Annotated in this window: 15 protein-coding genes; 2 read left to right on the top strand and 13 right to left on the bottom strand. The window is 53.3% G+C overall.

Features of this window, described 5'->3' with window-relative positions; all coding sequences use genetic code 11:
- Positions 1-41: 41 nt before the first annotated feature.
- Together B1728_RS14555 and B1728_RS14560 are read right to left on the bottom strand one after the other, a co-directional pair.
- Entirely contained in the window at positions 42-926 is an 885-nt protein-coding gene (locus B1728_RS14555; protein ID WP_256865361.1) for a sugar phosphate isomerase/epimerase family protein, read from the bottom strand.
- Complete coding sequence (locus B1728_RS14560) at positions 904-1713, bottom strand: phytanoyl-CoA dioxygenase family protein (protein WP_079910945.1); 810 nt, start codon at positions 1711-1713, stop codon at positions 904-906. Before B1728_RS14560 ends, B1728_RS14555 begins: the two co-directional genes overlap by 23 nt.
- Positions 1714-1908: 195 nt before the next feature.
- On the opposite strand from B1728_RS14560, the gene B1728_RS14565 reads away from it, so the two are divergent.
- Entirely contained in the window at positions 1909-2715 is an 807-nt protein-coding gene (locus tag B1728_RS14565) for a helix-turn-helix domain-containing protein (protein ID WP_079910946.1), read from the top strand.
- Between the two features lie 347 nt (positions 2716-3062).
- On the opposite strand, the gene B1728_RS14570 is transcribed toward B1728_RS14565, so the two are convergent.
- Both B1728_RS14570 and B1728_RS14575 read right to left on the bottom strand, forming a co-directional pair.
- Positions 3063-4328, bottom strand: coding sequence for a DUF6807 domain-containing protein (locus B1728_RS14570; RefSeq protein ID WP_079910947.1), 1266 nt, complete (start codon positions 4326-4328; stop codon positions 3063-3065).
- A 94-nt stretch (positions 4329-4422) separates the two neighbouring features.
- On the bottom strand, positions 4423-5568 hold the full coding sequence (locus B1728_RS14575; protein ID WP_079910948.1) for a Gfo/Idh/MocA family protein: 1146 nt from the start codon (positions 5566-5568) through the stop codon (positions 4423-4425).
- Between the two features lie 148 nt (positions 5569-5716).
- Between B1728_RS14575 and B1728_RS14580 the strand changes: the two genes are divergently transcribed.
- Positions 5717-6562: a helix-turn-helix domain-containing protein gene (locus tag B1728_RS14580; RefSeq protein WP_079910949.1), complete on the top strand. Its 846-nt coding sequence runs from the start codon at positions 5717-5719 to the stop codon at positions 6560-6562.
- A gap of 354 nt (positions 6563-6916) precedes the next feature.
- On the opposite strand, the gene solA is transcribed toward B1728_RS14580, so the two are convergent.
- From solA to B1728_RS14630, 9 genes are all read right to left on the bottom strand, one after another.
- On the bottom strand, positions 6917-8050 hold the full coding sequence (gene solA / locus B1728_RS14590; protein ID WP_079911064.1) for an N-methyl-L-tryptophan oxidase: 1134 nt from the start codon (positions 8048-8050) through the stop codon (positions 6917-6919).
- Positions 8051-8320: 270 nt separating this feature from the next.
- On the bottom strand, positions 8321-8899 hold the full coding sequence (locus B1728_RS14595) for a GNAT family N-acetyltransferase (protein ID WP_079910951.1): 579 nt from the start codon (positions 8897-8899) through the stop codon (positions 8321-8323).
- 6 nt (positions 8900-8905) lie between these two features.
- On the bottom strand, positions 8906-10090 hold the full coding sequence (locus B1728_RS14600) for an amidohydrolase (protein WP_079910952.1): 1185 nt from the start codon (positions 10088-10090) through the stop codon (positions 8906-8908).
- On the bottom strand, positions 10090-10554 hold the full coding sequence (locus B1728_RS14605; RefSeq protein ID WP_079910953.1) for a DinB family protein: 465 nt from the start codon (positions 10552-10554) through the stop codon (positions 10090-10092). The genes B1728_RS14600 and B1728_RS14605 overlap by 1 nt, the downstream gene beginning before the upstream one ends.
- A complete protein-coding gene (locus B1728_RS14610; protein ID WP_079910954.1) occupies positions 10535-11068 on the bottom strand; it encodes a GNAT family N-acetyltransferase in 534 nt (177 codons plus the stop codon). Before B1728_RS14610 ends, B1728_RS14605 begins: the two co-directional genes overlap by 20 nt.
- A 55-nt stretch (positions 11069-11123) precedes the next feature.
- Positions 11124-11876 carry an amino acid ABC transporter ATP-binding protein gene (locus B1728_RS14615; protein ID WP_079910955.1) on the bottom strand — a complete coding sequence of 251 codons (753 nt, stop codon included), beginning with the start codon at positions 11874-11876 and terminating at the stop codon, positions 11124-11126.
- Positions 11873-12625, bottom strand: coding sequence for an amino acid ABC transporter permease (locus B1728_RS14620; protein WP_306293524.1), 753 nt, complete (start codon positions 12623-12625; stop codon positions 11873-11875). The genes B1728_RS14615 and B1728_RS14620 overlap by 4 nt, the downstream gene beginning before the upstream one ends.
- On the bottom strand, positions 12573-13298 hold the full coding sequence (locus B1728_RS14625) for an amino acid ABC transporter permease (protein WP_079910957.1): 726 nt from the start codon (positions 13296-13298) through the stop codon (positions 12573-12575). Before B1728_RS14625 ends, B1728_RS14620 begins: the two co-directional genes overlap by 53 nt.
- Before the next feature lie 36 nt (positions 13299-13334).
- On the bottom strand, positions 13335-14165 hold the full coding sequence (locus B1728_RS14630) for a transporter substrate-binding domain-containing protein (protein ID WP_144027881.1): 831 nt from the start codon (positions 14163-14165) through the stop codon (positions 13335-13337).
- Between the last annotated feature and the right edge of the window lie 54 nt (positions 14166-14219).

Raw genomic sequence — 14219 nt, forward strand, 5'->3', positions numbered from 1 at the left:
AAGCACCGCATCTGGCTCTCAACCAGACCGGTGCCTTTCCGCTACTTGCCGATACGATTCCATAGGCTGCGGGCTTTAGCCGCGAACAGCAACGACTGGGCCCATCTGTCGCTGATCTCTTCCGTTCTAGCTCCATAATCATCCACAGTAATGGCATAGGGCGGAGGCCCCAGCTCGCAGACGAAGGGAAATCGATCATCACCGCTCGCTTGAGCGAGCCAATGCCTCATCCCGCTCTCCCACCAGCGCTCATAATGCTCCAGCATCGGATGCTCGCCATTCTCTCCGACGTTCACCTGCACCTGTTCGCCGTTGGATACTCTTGCATGAATGCTTGAGGTCCGGGTCAGCAGCGTTTGCAGCAAGGCTTCCGCTTCCTCGCTGACCGTCCTCATTTCGCCGGCGACGACATAATGGGAGAAATCAATCGTAAGCCGTAAGGAAGGCAGACGGTTTACATATTGAATGGTCCGGAGCAAATCCTGCGTGATGGTCCCCCGGTGGGTTTCGATAAAGACTTGAATCCCGGCGTCTCGTGCCAGCCGATCGATATCATAAAGCAGCTGCTCTGCTTTGGCGTCTATGACAAAAGGCGTCAGCACTTGTGCATTTACGTACTGGACAGTGCCTTCATAAGCAGTCAGCTTCTCGATGAAATCAACCATGTCCTCCGCTGTCTTGGGGTATGCGTTGACACTCAGGGTCAAACGATATTGATCGAGCAGGCGTCTCCAATCTGCAGCTTGTTCAGGCTCAGGAATGAAGGCATTCACTCCGTCAAACCCCGCCTCGGCAATGAAGCGCAGCTTCGCCTCCAAATCCCAGGCATGATCCGGTTCGGCAGGTCGAATGCCGTTCATCCCCCACCAGGACATCTGAACATCAAGCTTAGGGCTTCTGTCATTAGTGCGGGTAGACGTTATCATGCTCAACTCCACAAGGCCCCCCATCCGGATTCATCTCCAGATCAACCGGTGTGCCGTCAGCGCGGAATAACGGGCGATAATGATGGCTGATCCTAGCCGCGGACTCATTGGCATAATGGCAAATAAAAGCTCTGCGGAACCGGTCCTTCGTTTTGTTTCGATAAGAGCCGTGAATCAAATTGCCGTTAAAAAACAGGACATCGCCTTTTTCCATAATAGCCGGAATCGCCTTTTGATCCTTGGGAGGCTTGACATAATGGGTCGTGAACGATTCGTCGGCATCGGCCTTCTCCGGGCAAATGATTTCATAATGATTCGTTTTGGGTACGACTAAGAGCCCCCCGTTCTCCTCATCCGCCGGGTCGATGGCCGTCCAAGCCGCGATACAGTTGCCCGGCTCTACCTTCAGATAGAAATTATCCTGATGCAGCGCCTGTCCCCGCGAGCCCGGAGGCTTGTAATAAAACATGCTTTGCGCCGCCAGCGCCGGTTCTTCGAATAAATCCGCCAGCACCTCCATGACCGGCTTGTGGAGCATGTACTGTTTGGCCGTTTCGTTGAAGCGGTGGGGGTGCATCACTCTCGGATAGCGCTTCAAAGGATCGTTAAGCTCCGCATCCATGTCAGGCTCAAAATGACCCGGAATCGTGTGATGGCTGATTTCCTCGAACGTACGCTCAATTTCGGCAATATCGTCCGGACTGAACAGCCCTTTGACAATTAAATAGCCCTCCGTTTCAAAAAAATCCTTCTGCTCCTGCGATAAGGTCTGCAAACTGACTTTCATCTTCGACATCTCCTTTTTACTGGATCTTGATGAGTGATCATTTATGCTCCTAGCATAAGGCAAAAGGCTGTCAGGATGAAGTAACAATGATGCTAACTAATCCTACGATCCTGCTATTGCTATGGAAAATGGGGAGCTGATCGTATATGCTGGTATCAGCATAATCCGCACTAGCAAGGAGGCTGACACAGGGATATGAGAACAGACCCCGATAACCGAACCTTTCATTACGATGGGAAAGCGTATGGCATTGTCATTGCAGGCCATTTTGACAAGCCGGTTACGTATGTGACCAAACGGCCCGAGGGCATGAGCGATTGGCTTATCACCTACACGTTGAGCGGCGAAGGCTATTTTAGGACTCCGGGGCAGGAAACCGTCTGCAAAGCGGGGGATGTAACGCTGCTTAGAGCGGGAACTCCGCATCAATATGGAACCGTAAGCGGGCAAAGCTGGCATTTTGTCTGGGCTCACTTCTCCGATCGTTTCATGGAATCACGCCTGCTGCCGGAGGCCGATCTGGTGGTTCAGTCCGTTGACAATTCCTCCTCCCGCAAACGAATCTACCGTACCTTCAAAAAAATTATTAATGATTTCAGGGAACGCGGCGAATATTGGCATGAGCTGTGCCTGAACGGTTTGCGTGAAATCCTGCTTCTGTTAGCCCAAAAAAGCATTCAGCGGCTCGACGCGCGGATCGAGGAGACGTTGAACTATTTATCCCTGCACATGCGTAAGCCGCTTCGCATTGATGAGCTGTCCCGCAGCATCGGTCTGTCCCCCTCCCGGCTGTCCCATTTGTTCAAGGAGAGTACAGGACTTTCCATCATCGATACCTTGAACCGGATGCGAATCAGGCAGGCTGCCCTTATGATCGAGCATACCGACCGGAGCTTGACCGAAATCGCTTATGACGTCGGTTACCAGAATTACAATCACTTCACCAAGCAGTTCCGCAAGCATTATGGCGTGAACCCGGGCTCCTATAAAAGGACGACCTAGCCTGTTCGAAAAAAAAGAAGAGGACGCTGTTGAGCGTCCTGTCTGTCGAGAAACCTAGTTTTGCGAGAACTTTGCTAAATATGGAGGTAGGGTATTCCTCGGAAGAGTTTACGTCCGCCTTTGAAACCCGTGAAAAATACCACTAAATCTGATCCCTTTCACGGGTTTCAACAGCGGCTGGAGGGGCATACCCCACCGTAGTATATTGGCAATAGTTCAAGCTCTTTTAGGTTTCTTGACAGCCTAAGGACGCTGTTGAGCGTCCTGAGTTTATCGAGAAACCTGAAAAGTTGCTTTGATACCAGGCGGGGTATATTCTCCGGCCAAGCTTCTGAAGCAGAACCACGTCAGACCGGGAATGATGGATTTGGAGCATCCCTCACTACAGCCACCGCAGGGGAAATGTATTCGGCATAGCGTTCCCCGACAGCTCCGCTCTCGACGTCACCTGCATGTACATACAGCCGATGGCGCATCCCGACTGTCCCCCCGCTCCGCAGGTCATACCCGCCGTTAAAGTGGAAGTTCGCAGGCGTGAACGGGCCGTAATCACGTACGAACCATTGCTTGGCGAACGTTTCGTTATCCGGCGCTGAGAAGACGGCAATGCCCGCCTCCGCGAACTCCTTGGCATCTTTGCCATCCGCCGGGTTCATGCGGAGAAACAGCTTGCCGCTGTAATCTACCCATTCGGTAACGGTTCCAAAAATATTCGCTTCGCCTACAGCCCCGTTCGCCGCCGTCAACCGTCCCGTGTGATGGGCGTTGATCTGCTCGTTGACGCGAATAAACGGAAAGCCGCCTTCCTTGGTGCTGCCAAAGGTCACGTCCCCATTAATCGCATGAAGTTGAGTAGCAAGATCCAAATACCGCGATTCCCGAGGCAGGTTGTAGACCCGGATGGATCGGGTTTCTTGAAGAAGGAGATTTCCGTTCTCATCCTGCCAGTCGATCAGTGCGGTCAGATGACCGAACACCGGACCGCTCTCCAGCGTCAAAAATTTGCGGTGAACCTGCCGTCCCTCCCCGCGGAACTCGTGGTAGAGCTTGTGGCCGTTCACATCGTCATGGCCCCACCATATGCCATGATGGTGCAGGTGATCGTCCGGACCGTCCTGAATCAGCGATTTGCCGTGAGGTCCGACCAGCGGATACAAGTAAGGCTTGGCGACATCGCGGGAGTACATGTATCGGGTAACAAGATGCCCTTCGATGCTGATTATGACGCGGGCATTCTCTTCCTGAAGGTCCAGGAAGACCCCTGGTATGTCGGCCCACGGGTTTTGCCGGCGGTCGACCGGCACTGCCTCCGTCCGCGCACGCTTGACGAGAAGCAGCGAGGATTCGCCGCCTGCGGGCCGTTCCCGCAGCAGTATATACAGCGCCGGCTCCGGCACGGCGCCTGTTGGTGTCGACGCCATGCCCGCCCGGCTTAGCTGGCAGGGATACTCGGCTCCGCTCGCCTCGTCGACGGCAAAGAGATGATCATCGCCGGCCCAATCGCTCAGCGTGACAAATACCGCTTCGTCCGGCTCCGCTCGGACCACAGCAGGCATCGGCGCATCCTCGCGGATGGTCAGGCTGATCCATCGATTCTTTTCCAGATTGTTCATATTCTTCCCTCCTATCGGCCTTCGCCGCTCACAGTGATATCGTTCCGCCCCAAAGTTGTAACCGCGTTTTTCTTATCGCCACCTGCTAGTTTTTTTACTCTCCTGATACTTTTATTTCATTATTCCCGAAGCCGGTAACGGAGCGTGTCTTCTCATAGAAATGCGTTGCATTCGCCTGGATTCCTTCCCTCGTATAAAAAGGATCGTCCTTGGTCAGCGGCAGCTTCACCCGCTCTCCCGTGCTGGCCGATTTATAAATAGCCGTAATCAGCTCCAATGTATTGCGGCCGCTGACTCCATCGATCAAGATGCTGGAACCGTTCTCAATCGCTTGCAGCACGTTATCGATTTGCCCCCTATGTCCCAAGTGCGGCAGATCGGGCAGCGCATCATATTGCGCTTGTATTTGCGTCTCCAGCGGAACGTTCGGTTCAGGGAAGCCGTTTTCTTTGGAGATGGAAGCTTTAACCTTCCATGGCGTAGAAATACGTGCGGCCGTCCCTTGGAAAATGAGCTGCTGTTCCTCTCCATGGTGAACTACCGAGCTGGTGACCTGCGCAAGAGCACCGCCCGAATAGCGCAAAATCGCGACGGACAGGTCCTCGACCTCTGCATTATCATGGGAAGTATTGCTCATGATGGCCTGTACCTCTTCCGGCATTCCCATCATCCACTGCAGTGCATCGATATGATGAACGGCATGGTTGATCGTGCAGCCGCCGCCTTCCTTCTCCCATGTGCCGCGCCACCAAAGATCATAATAGCAATGTCCCCGCCACCAGTAGGAGTCGACTTGAGCATGAACAATGTTGCCTGCCAACCCTTGCTCCAGGGTTTGCTTCAGCTTCATCATCGGGTTCGTAAAACGATTTTGCGCAATAACCGATAAGATCCTGCCGGATTCCTCGGCAGCCCGGTTCATGTCGTCGCATTCTTGCAGGGATGAGGCCATAGGCTTCTCCACAATCACATGGGAGCCCGCACGCAAAAAGTCTTGCGTAATGAAAGCATGGGTATAGGGCGGCGTACACACGGAGACAAGATCAATGCCTTGCCCGAGCAGCTCCTTATAATCCTGCACCGCGACCGCATTCAATCCGTATTTGCGTATGGCCTCCTCCGCCTTATCCTTGAACACATCGGCGACCGCAACAATCTGGCATCGGTCCGAAAATGATAAATAGGCATCCATATGCGCCCTGGATATAGAGCCCGTCCCAATAACCGCGACTCGAATCATATTTTTCCACTCCTTTGCAATGGTTGTTCCTTCTTAATCATAAAAGAAAGGCCCACTCATTTATGAAGCAATGTTGTGGTTATATGTTGGGATCTTGCTATAATGGAAGAAATGAATTCGATGGATGCATGGAGGGTGAACGATACTCATGGGAGCCAGACCGTTCGAATTTGACTATCGAAGAACTTCGGAGGTTGTATTCAAGGAAGTGTTTCATGCCCATCCTGAAATGGAATTTACCTATGTACATGAAGGGGAGGGCAGCCTGATTGTGGATGGCAAAAGCTACCCGGTGGAGCCCGGCACCCTGATGGTCTTTCAACCCTTTCAGCTGCATCGCGTACAGATCCATGTCGCACCGGAGCGTCCTTTTGTAAGAAGCCTGATCCAGTTCGATCCGCTGCTGCTCCAGCCCTATTGGGACAGCTTCCCGCTGCTCAAGCATTTTTTTCATTCTCTTAAGCAGCAGCAAGCAGGAGGCAGACCTTGGCATCACCTGAACGAATCGGGTGCCCTCGTAACGGTCATGAAGCAGTTTCATGAAAGCAAGTGCAGGCTTAAACCACAAGAATACCAAGAAGAGTATATGTTTTTCCTGTTAAGCTTCATCAAGCAGCTGCAGCAGCTTGAGCGGCAGCCGGAAACCGCTTCGAATGTGGAGTCGAAATTTTCCCACCGCGCAGAGGAAGTCATGCAGTGGGTCGAGCGGCATTATCAGGAGCCCTTCCGATTGGAGACGATGGCCAAGGATTTGCATGTCTCCCGCTATCATATCGCCCATCTGTTCAAGGAAGCGACAGGGACCACGATCCTTGCCTATGTTCAAGCGACAAGAATCCGGCATGCTTGCATTTGGTTAACCAAAACCTCGCTTACTATTCCGGAGATCGCCGTAAGGGTCGGCATTCCCAACCCCTCCTATTTCTGCAAGCTATTCAGGGAAACGATGGGGATTACTCCGCATCAATATCGGTTGAAGGTTAGGACGCCTTAGGCGTGGTGGGGATGTCGGGAAACCTGCGGATATGAAAAATGGCTTCGATCCACCGGTGGGGTATCCCCCTCCGGCCACTGTTGTTCTCGGGAAACCTATAGAAGGACTCGAAATATGCTATTATCCTTCAGCGGGATTTCCCTTCCAGCCAGGCTTCCGAAGCAGGCTTTGCTGTGCAAAGCCCCAAGCTGTTGAAACCCGTGAATCTGATTCAATATAGCGGTATTTTCACGGATTTCAAAGGCTGACGTAAACTCCTCCGAGGCATACCCCACTTCTGTATATAACATGTTTCTCGTAAACCGGTTTCCCGACATACCAAAGACGCCCGGAGGCGTCCAAAGGGCAGGTAGATTAAAGGGTAAATCTGGAGAGGGAGAAAGGGCTGATATCCTGGGACGTTGAGCCCTTAACGATAAGATCGGATAGTATTTCACCGACAACGCTGGAGAATTTGAAGCCATGACCGGAGAATCCCCCGGCCATCCAGATCCGATCATGCTCCGGATGCTTGTCGATAATGAAATCTTCATCTGCCGTCATTTCATACTTGCATACAGCCCCACGAAGCAAACGGCCGGAAGCGCGAGGCATGAACTGCTCCAGCGCCTGGCGCAAATCCTGTTCGTCCTCGGGATACGTGCCGAACGGCTCAAAAGCTTTGCCCGGCTGCCACGGCTGCCCGGCATCATGCCGGCCAATCTTGACGCCGGAGCCCTTCAATCCGGGAAAGCCATAGTACCCTCTCCCTTCCCATCCAAACGTGAATCCGGGGAATTCGGCATGATCGAAAAGCGTCTCATCCGCTTCGAACCACCCCACCGCTTTTCTGACAGGCCGTATAGGCAGCTGGCTGAAGCCGTCGAGGAAGCCGAACCAAGCCCCCAGGCTGACGATGATCCGTTCAGCCGTGAATTTCGCGGTAGGCGTATGCACGGCCACATGGCTTGGAGCAGCTTCAATACGCACCACCGGGCTGTGGGGTAAGATTACCGCGCCGTGAGCAGCAGCCTGCTTCCGGAAGGCCCCGACACAAGCCTCGCTTAAGAGAAAGCCAGCCTGCCGCTCATACAGCCCGATATACGAATCGGGCAGGCGAATGCCTTTCCAACGGAAGCGAATCTCTTCCGCCGTCAGATAATCAACGGACAGCCCGTGCTCCTTCGTTCGCTCCCATTTGCTCTTTAAGCCGGAAGCCTCGGCGGAACCCAGGTTCAACACGCCGGAACGGACAAACAAAGTATCTCCCGTGACGGATTCCAATTCCGACCACAGCTCATCGGAACGAAGCGCCATGGCCGTATAGGTCGGATTTCCGGCATAGGCGTGACGCATGAGTCTTGTTTCGCCATGATGGCTCCCCGACGTATGAGGCGGATCGAACGCATCGAGCAGCAGTGTCTTCACACCTTGCCTCGCTAAATAGTAGCCTGCGCTCATCCCCATCGAACCGGCGCCAACGACGATAACATCGTATGAAGTACTTATAGGAGTCACCTTCCTTTTTCATCCCGTTGCGATAATTCAATCTTAGCAGCCGCGTGCGTTGTTATGAACCCCTTTATAGTGCCAGTCAAGTAAAGAAAAAAAGGAGTTCAACCGCTATGAACTCCCTAAGGCTGTTGAAACCTATAAAGCCTGCAACAACAATATACCCATTGGGGTATATGCCTCCGACATAGCTTAACAAGCAGGCTTTGCTCTGCAAACTCCTGACCGTTGAAATCTGTGAGCTTTCATTAAATTTGGCAGGCAGGTTTACGAGCTCCTTTTCTCTGCTTCGCGGGTGCTTGCTCTCGATACCAGCTGTTCCAGAGCCTTCGCGTGCAGCGGAAGACGATAGCTTTTGACCAAGTTTTCCCCATTGGAAAAGTCTTTGTCATAGGCACGCTCAAAGCCGAGCCGTTCATACAGCCGGACGGCTGACTGCATCAGATCCGAAGTGTGCAGATGCAGAACCGGAGCGCCCAAAGCGATCGTCCGTTTGACGCTTTCTATAATCAGCTCCGTCGCCACACCCTGTCCGCGGGCGGAGGGCAGGACGGATAGCAAACGGATGATCGGAGTGTGGATTTCCAGCTCCGGTCTTCCATAGGCGGCTTCTGAGGAGACAAACATCTGTACACTGCCGACGATCTCGCCGTCTTGTTCAGCCACGAGGGTCGCTATTGCTTTCTCGTTATCTACCGCAGCCAGGATCCCTTCCCGATAAGCCTCCCAACGGGGAGGCGCCATCACGGCTTCGTACTGCACATAAGCGGCAAGCATCAGATGTTGAATCGCTTCTCTGTCGGATGCAGCAGCATCCCGGATCGTTAGGGTGCTCAAGCTCCCCATCCTTCATCACCTGTCCTTTTCCAAAGCATGAACAGCGGTTAAAGCGAATAACGCCGCACTGGGGACCAGCGCCTCGTCATTCAAAGTGAACTTCGGATGATGCCATTCCTCCGTTCCACTCGTGCCCATCCAGATGAAGCAGCCCGGCACCTTCTCCTGATAATGGGCGAAATCCTCGCCTCCGGCCGAGGGAATGGCTTCGGCGACCTGCAGCTTTAATGCCTCAGCGGCAAAACGAACGGTTTCAACAGCTGCAGCATCATTGTTCACCGTCGGAATGCCGGAGAACCAACTTAGCTCGGCTTCCGCCCCGTAGCCTGCGGCTATGCCCATGGCGATGCGGTGAAGCCGGTCCGGCATATCATGCCTGACCTCCTGGCGGAAGGTCCGTACCGTGCCGTCTAACACGGCCAGATCCGGGATGACGTTCCATGTGGTGCCCGCATGAAAGCTGCAAATGCTGACGACCGCGCGGTCGAAAGGACTCGTGTTGCGGCTGACCGCGGTCTGAATTCCGCCCACGATGGCGCTTGCCGCCACGATAGGATCGATCGCCGCATCAGGAACGGCCGCATGGCCGCCCTTGCCGTGCACTTTAATCTTGAAGCCGTCGACGCTCGCCATCAGCGGCCCGGCGCTTAAGCCGATAGTGCCTACCGGCAGCTCCGGCTTGTTATGCATGCCGAAGATCGCTTCGACGCCTTCCAGTGCGCCGGCTTCGATCATCGCCCGCGCCCCGGTCCCCTTCTCTTCGGCAGGCTGGAACAGCAGCCGCACCTTGCCGCGAAGCTTGGAAGCATGCCGCTTCAATAACACGGCTGCCCCCAGAATCGCCGCGGTATGAAAATCATGTCCGCAGGCGTGCATTTTTCCAGCTATCTCCGATGCATAGGGCAGTCCGGTTTCCTCCTGAACCGGAAGCGCATCGATATCGGCTCTTAAAGCAACGATGGGCCCATCCTCATCGCCCACGATTTCAGCCAGCACACCGACAGGCAATTCCAGCGGAAGCACCGTTATGCCTTCGTTCAACAGAAATTGTTTGATTTTCCGCGTCGTCTCCACTTCCTGCATGGATAGCTCCGGATGACGATGCAAATCCCTGCGGAAGTCCGCCAATACCGGATACAAGGCTCTCGCTTCCTCCAGCCACTGCTCCGGCGCCAGCTTCAGCTCCCTCGCCGTACTCATCACAAGCCTCGCTTGATACGTTCAATTTGCGCCAGATGCGTCTGCACATGCTGGATAAACGCCCGGTAAGAGCTTTCCAGCGTAACCGTTTCTCCTTTGGCGTTGATGCCGGATTTTTGCCAATCCTCTGCGCTCAGCCGCTTGAACAGCAAGTTGTTATAGGCTAGCAGCGCCCCGAATACAGCCAGGATATCGGCGGCCGAGCCCTCGTTCGCTTTGGAATGGCTGACCCAAGGGTCCTGCTGAAAGGCGGCCAGCTGCACATCCGTCTCGGATATCAGCTTGCGGATGCGAAACGAAAACACGATGCTGTGATCCGCCAGGTGAGACAGCACTTCGGTTATGCTCCATTTCCCCGGAGCTTCCTGCTGCTTCAATTGCTCCTCCGTCAGACCTTCGATCGCTTGCTTCAATTGATCCAAGGTTCTTGTATAAGGCGCAAGATCAATAACGGTTTGACTCATGATAAGTTCCTCCCAATGTCATAGTGGCTGCTTCCGCAGCGGTCAGTCTTTTCGTTAAATAAACAAGCTTATCGTCGGTTCCCAGATCTCTCTCGAAAAATCGCTCATAGCCCCTTCTTTCGTACATCGGGAGCAGCCAAGGATGCTTCCTGGAGGTAGCCAATGTAACCGCCTCGGCATGCAATTGGTACCGCACGATCCGTTCCTCCACATACGTAAGGAGAAGATCTCCCAAGCCTTGACCGCTCCGTAGCGGATCTACGGCGAACCAATACAGGAACGGGTGGGGCGTCACTTCCTTCAGCGATTTGAGGGACAAGGTGGCCACAATGGAATCCTCATCAAGCAAGACATAGCAGGCATTGTCCCTGATATTGTCTGCAACCATCTCCAGGTCCGCATTCACGGCTCTGAACTCAATCCCAAGCTGCCGTATAGATTCGTAAGCGCCCTGGATCACACGCAGAACCTGTTCTGCATCGTCCTCAGCAGCCAACCGGTATGAATAGCTCATAGACAGCACCTCCCAGTTTATGCGTGATGGATTTACGTATAGACCTGCAGCCGATCTAGATCACGTAGCTCCATTCCGGAGTTATCCGCTTCAAAAACTGCTTCGTACGTTCTTCCTTCGGCCTTGCAAAAATATCCTCGGGATTGCCCTCCTCCACGATTCTCCCTTCATCCATGAACACCACATGATTGGAGACGTCGCGCGCGAAGCTCATCTCATGCGTTACCACAATCATCGTGACCCCTTCCCGGGCGATACGGCGGATCACGGACAGCACCTCGCCTACAAGCTCGGGATCAAGGGCGGACGTCGGTTCATCGAACAGAATCACCTCCGGATTGAGCGCAAGCGCCCGGGCAATCCCCACCCGCTGCTGCTGACCGCCCGACAGCTCAACCGGATAAGCGTCTATCTTATGCGACAAGCCGACCTTCTCCAGCATAAGCAGGCTTTTTCTGCGCGCCTCCTCCTTCGACAGCTTTTGAACGACGACAAGTCCCTCCATCACATTTTCGATAACCGTTTTGTGCTTGAACAAGTTGTAGTGCTGAAACACCATCGCCGTCTTACGGCGCAGCGTCAAAATATCCGTTTTGCTCGGATGCTTGCATTGCACCCGGTAATCCCCGATCCGCACCTCGCCGTCGTTCGGTCTCTCCAAAAAGTTGATGCAGCGCAGAAGCGTTGTTTTGCCCGAACCGCTCGGTCCCAGGATGACGACGACATCCCCTTTGCTTACCGTAAGATCGATGCCGCGCAGCACCTGATGCTTACCGAACGATTTCTGAATATTGCTGAGTTGAATCATGCCACTCCCCCCCGGTTGTACCGATTTAAACGATGCTCCAGCATGGACGTAATCTTTTCCGAAATGAGGGTCAATCCCCAATAAATCAGCGCTGCGGCAATAAAAGCCTCGAGAAACTTCAGATTGGATGTGGCGACGATATGCGCTTTGCCGTTCAGCTCAACCAGGGAAATGGTAAAAGCGAGCGACGAGCCGTGCAGCAGCCCTATGAACTTATGCAGCAAATTGGGCAAGCTGGCCATAAGCGCCTGCGGGATAACGACCCGCCTCAAGCCTTGGGCCGTAGTCATCCCCACTGAATAGGCAGCCTCCATCTGACCGTGCGATACGGATAAAATACCCGAGCGGATCGCCTCCGACATATACGCAGCGGAGTTCAGCGAAAAGGCGATAAGGATAAAGGTCACCAGCGGTACGGATTTGGACCGGATTCCCCAACCGTACAGGTCGGACAAATAATCGAATAGCATCGGCAGACCGAAGTAAATGAGCATAATATGCAGCAGCAGCGGCGTTCCGCGGACGAAAGAGACATAGAAGCCGGCTAGCCAGTGAATGAACCGGATTCGGTAAATTCGAACGAGCGCTATGCCGGTGCCGAGAACGAAGCCGAACAGCAGAGGAACCAGGGAAACCGCCAGCGTCAGAGGAAGTGCCTTAATGATCTCGACAAACGCTTTGCCGATAAAAGCAATATCAAGCGCCATAATGCAGCCCTCCTGTCTGACCGGCTCCCAGCTTACGTTCATGCCGCAAAAGCCTTCTCTCCGATACGGCAAACAATCGTTCCAGCACAATGCAAAGAGCATAGTAGATGATGGCCAGCGCAATATAAATTTCCAAAAAATGGTTTGTCGTCAGCAGTGTCTCCGCTCGCCCTACCATATCCATGACCCCGATGGAAAAGGCTAACGACGTATCCTTCATGCTGGAAATGACCAGATTGCCGAAGTTCGGAAGCGCAATAGCCATGGCTTGAGGCAGCACGATACGCAAGAAGGCGTCTTTCCCTGTCATCCCGGTCGAATAGGCTGCTTCCAGCTGCCCCCGCTCCACACTGTTCACCGCCGAGCGGACGATTTCGCACACGTAAGCCCCTATGTGCAGCCCATACGTGATGATAACGAATATGATGGCTTCCACGCTCGTTACATCGATATGGAGCAGATGCAGCACTTCCGGCAGCCCGTAGTAGACCAGGAACAGCTGAATAATGATAGGCGTGCCCCGGATGAACGAAACATAGATGATGACCAGCCGATTCAGCACGGGAACCTGGTACAATCTCGGCAGGACAATCATAAATCCGATCAGTATCCCGAGCAGCAGAGAGGCAGCCAGGATGAACAGCGTAATGTGCAGGTAAGACAATAATTTAGGCAGAAACACCGCTACCAGCTGAATATCAAACGATTTGCCCATCGTACATCGTGTTCCTTTCTGACCGCAGCGTCCTTGTTATTCCGAGACGGTATAGTCAGCCCCGAGCCATTTGGTGCTCAGCTTGGATAACGTTCCGTCTTTCTTGATGGATTTAATCGCTTCGTCGATTTTGGCCTTCAGCTCTTCCTCATCTTTACGGAGAATAAAGTACACCTTGGAGTTGGAGATAGCAGGTCCGACGGTTTTCTGCTGGGCATCGGCACTCTCATTGCGCTGGTCTACAGCGAACTGCGTGCTGATCGTCGCATCGACACGCCCGGCCTTCAGCTGGGCAATGACATCGTTCGTTCCGCCGCTTCCCGAATAGACGATATTAATGGCATCGTTATGAGTTTTGTTGTAATCCTGCAGCAGAACCGATGCGTTGCTTGTCGCGCCCACGATGACTTTTTTCCCCTTCAAATCGTCTATAGAGTTAATATCGTTCCGGTCCTTATGGACGACAACCTTATTAGGGAAAATGTTATAGGCTTCATCATTGAACAAAAATTTCTCCTGGCGTTCCTTGTTTACTTCCATCTGATGGGCGATAAAATCGATTTTCTTCGTTTCAAGGCTGAGCAGCAGGTTAGCGAAGTCCATCGTTTTGAACTCGAATTCGTATTCAAGCAGCCTCTTATCAATTTCCTTGACGAGCTCCACATCGTAGCCTGTCAAATTGCCCTTGTCGTCGATAAAGCAAATGTTTGCGAACTGTGTCCCCGTACCGACGATGATTTTCTTGGGCTTCACGGCGCCTGCGGCGGCCGTTTTATCGGAAGCGGCATCCTTGGATGCCGGCGCTGTACCGCATCCCGATGCAAGCAGGACAAGTGCGAGTACGGATGCTGCGATGGTTTTCTTCATCAAAATAGATCATCTCCTTTGGTTTCATCGTCATAACGGGGGGATAGCCTAATG

This window comes from Paenibacillus sp. 32352, from assembly GCF_002042965.1.
In the GTDB taxonomy this organism is placed as follows: Bacteria; Bacillota; Bacilli; order Paenibacillales; family NBRC-103111; genus Paenibacillus_S; species Paenibacillus_S vulneris.

Bases quoted from the DNA above. Each gene is read 5' to 3' on its own strand.
- B1728_RS14555 (WP_256865361.1), bottom strand. From the start codon at position 926: ATGATAACGTCTACCCGCACTAATGACAGAAGCCCTAAGCTTGATGTT.
- B1728_RS14560 (WP_079910945.1), bottom strand. From the start codon at position 1,713: ATGAAAGTCAGTTTGCAGACCTTATCGCAGGAGCAGAAGGATTTTTTT.
- B1728_RS14565 (WP_079910946.1), top strand. From the start codon at position 1,909: ATGAGAACAGACCCCGATAACCGAACCTTTCATTACGATGGGAAAGCG.
- B1728_RS14570 (WP_079910947.1), bottom strand. From the start codon at position 4,328: ATGAACAATCTGGAAAAGAATCGATGGATCAGCCTGACCATCCGCGAG.
- B1728_RS14575 (WP_079910948.1), bottom strand. From the start codon at position 5,568: ATGATTCGAGTCGCGGTTATTGGGACGGGCTCTATATCCAGGGCGCAT.
- B1728_RS14580 (WP_079910949.1), top strand. From the start codon at position 5,717: ATGGGAGCCAGACCGTTCGAATTTGACTATCGAAGAACTTCGGAGGTT.
- B1728_RS14595 (WP_079910951.1), bottom strand. From the start codon at position 8,899: ATGGGGAGCTTGAGCACCCTAACGATCCGGGATGCTGCTGCATCCGAC.
- B1728_RS14600 (WP_079910952.1), bottom strand. From the start codon at position 10,090: ATGAGTACGGCGAGGGAGCTGAAGCTGGCGCCGGAGCAGTGGCTGGAG.
- B1728_RS14605 (WP_079910953.1), bottom strand. From the start codon at position 10,554: ATGAGTCAAACCGTTATTGATCTTGCGCCTTATACAAGAACCTTGGAT.
- B1728_RS14610 (WP_079910954.1), bottom strand. From the start codon at position 11,068: ATGAGCTATTCATACCGGTTGGCTGCTGAGGACGATGCAGAACAGGTT.
- B1728_RS14615 (WP_079910955.1), bottom strand. From the start codon at position 11,876: ATGATTCAACTCAGCAATATTCAGAAATCGTTCGGTAAGCATCAGGTG.
- B1728_RS14620 (WP_306293524.1), bottom strand. From the start codon at position 12,625: ATGAACGTAAGCTGGGAGCCGGTCAGACAGGAGGGCTGCATTATGGCG.
- B1728_RS14625 (WP_079910957.1), bottom strand. From the start codon at position 13,298: ATGGGCAAATCGTTTGATATTCAGCTGGTAGCGGTGTTTCTGCCTAAA.
- B1728_RS14630 (WP_144027881.1), bottom strand. From the start codon at position 14,165: ATGAAGAAAACCATCGCAGCATCCGTACTCGCACTTGTCCTGCTTGCA.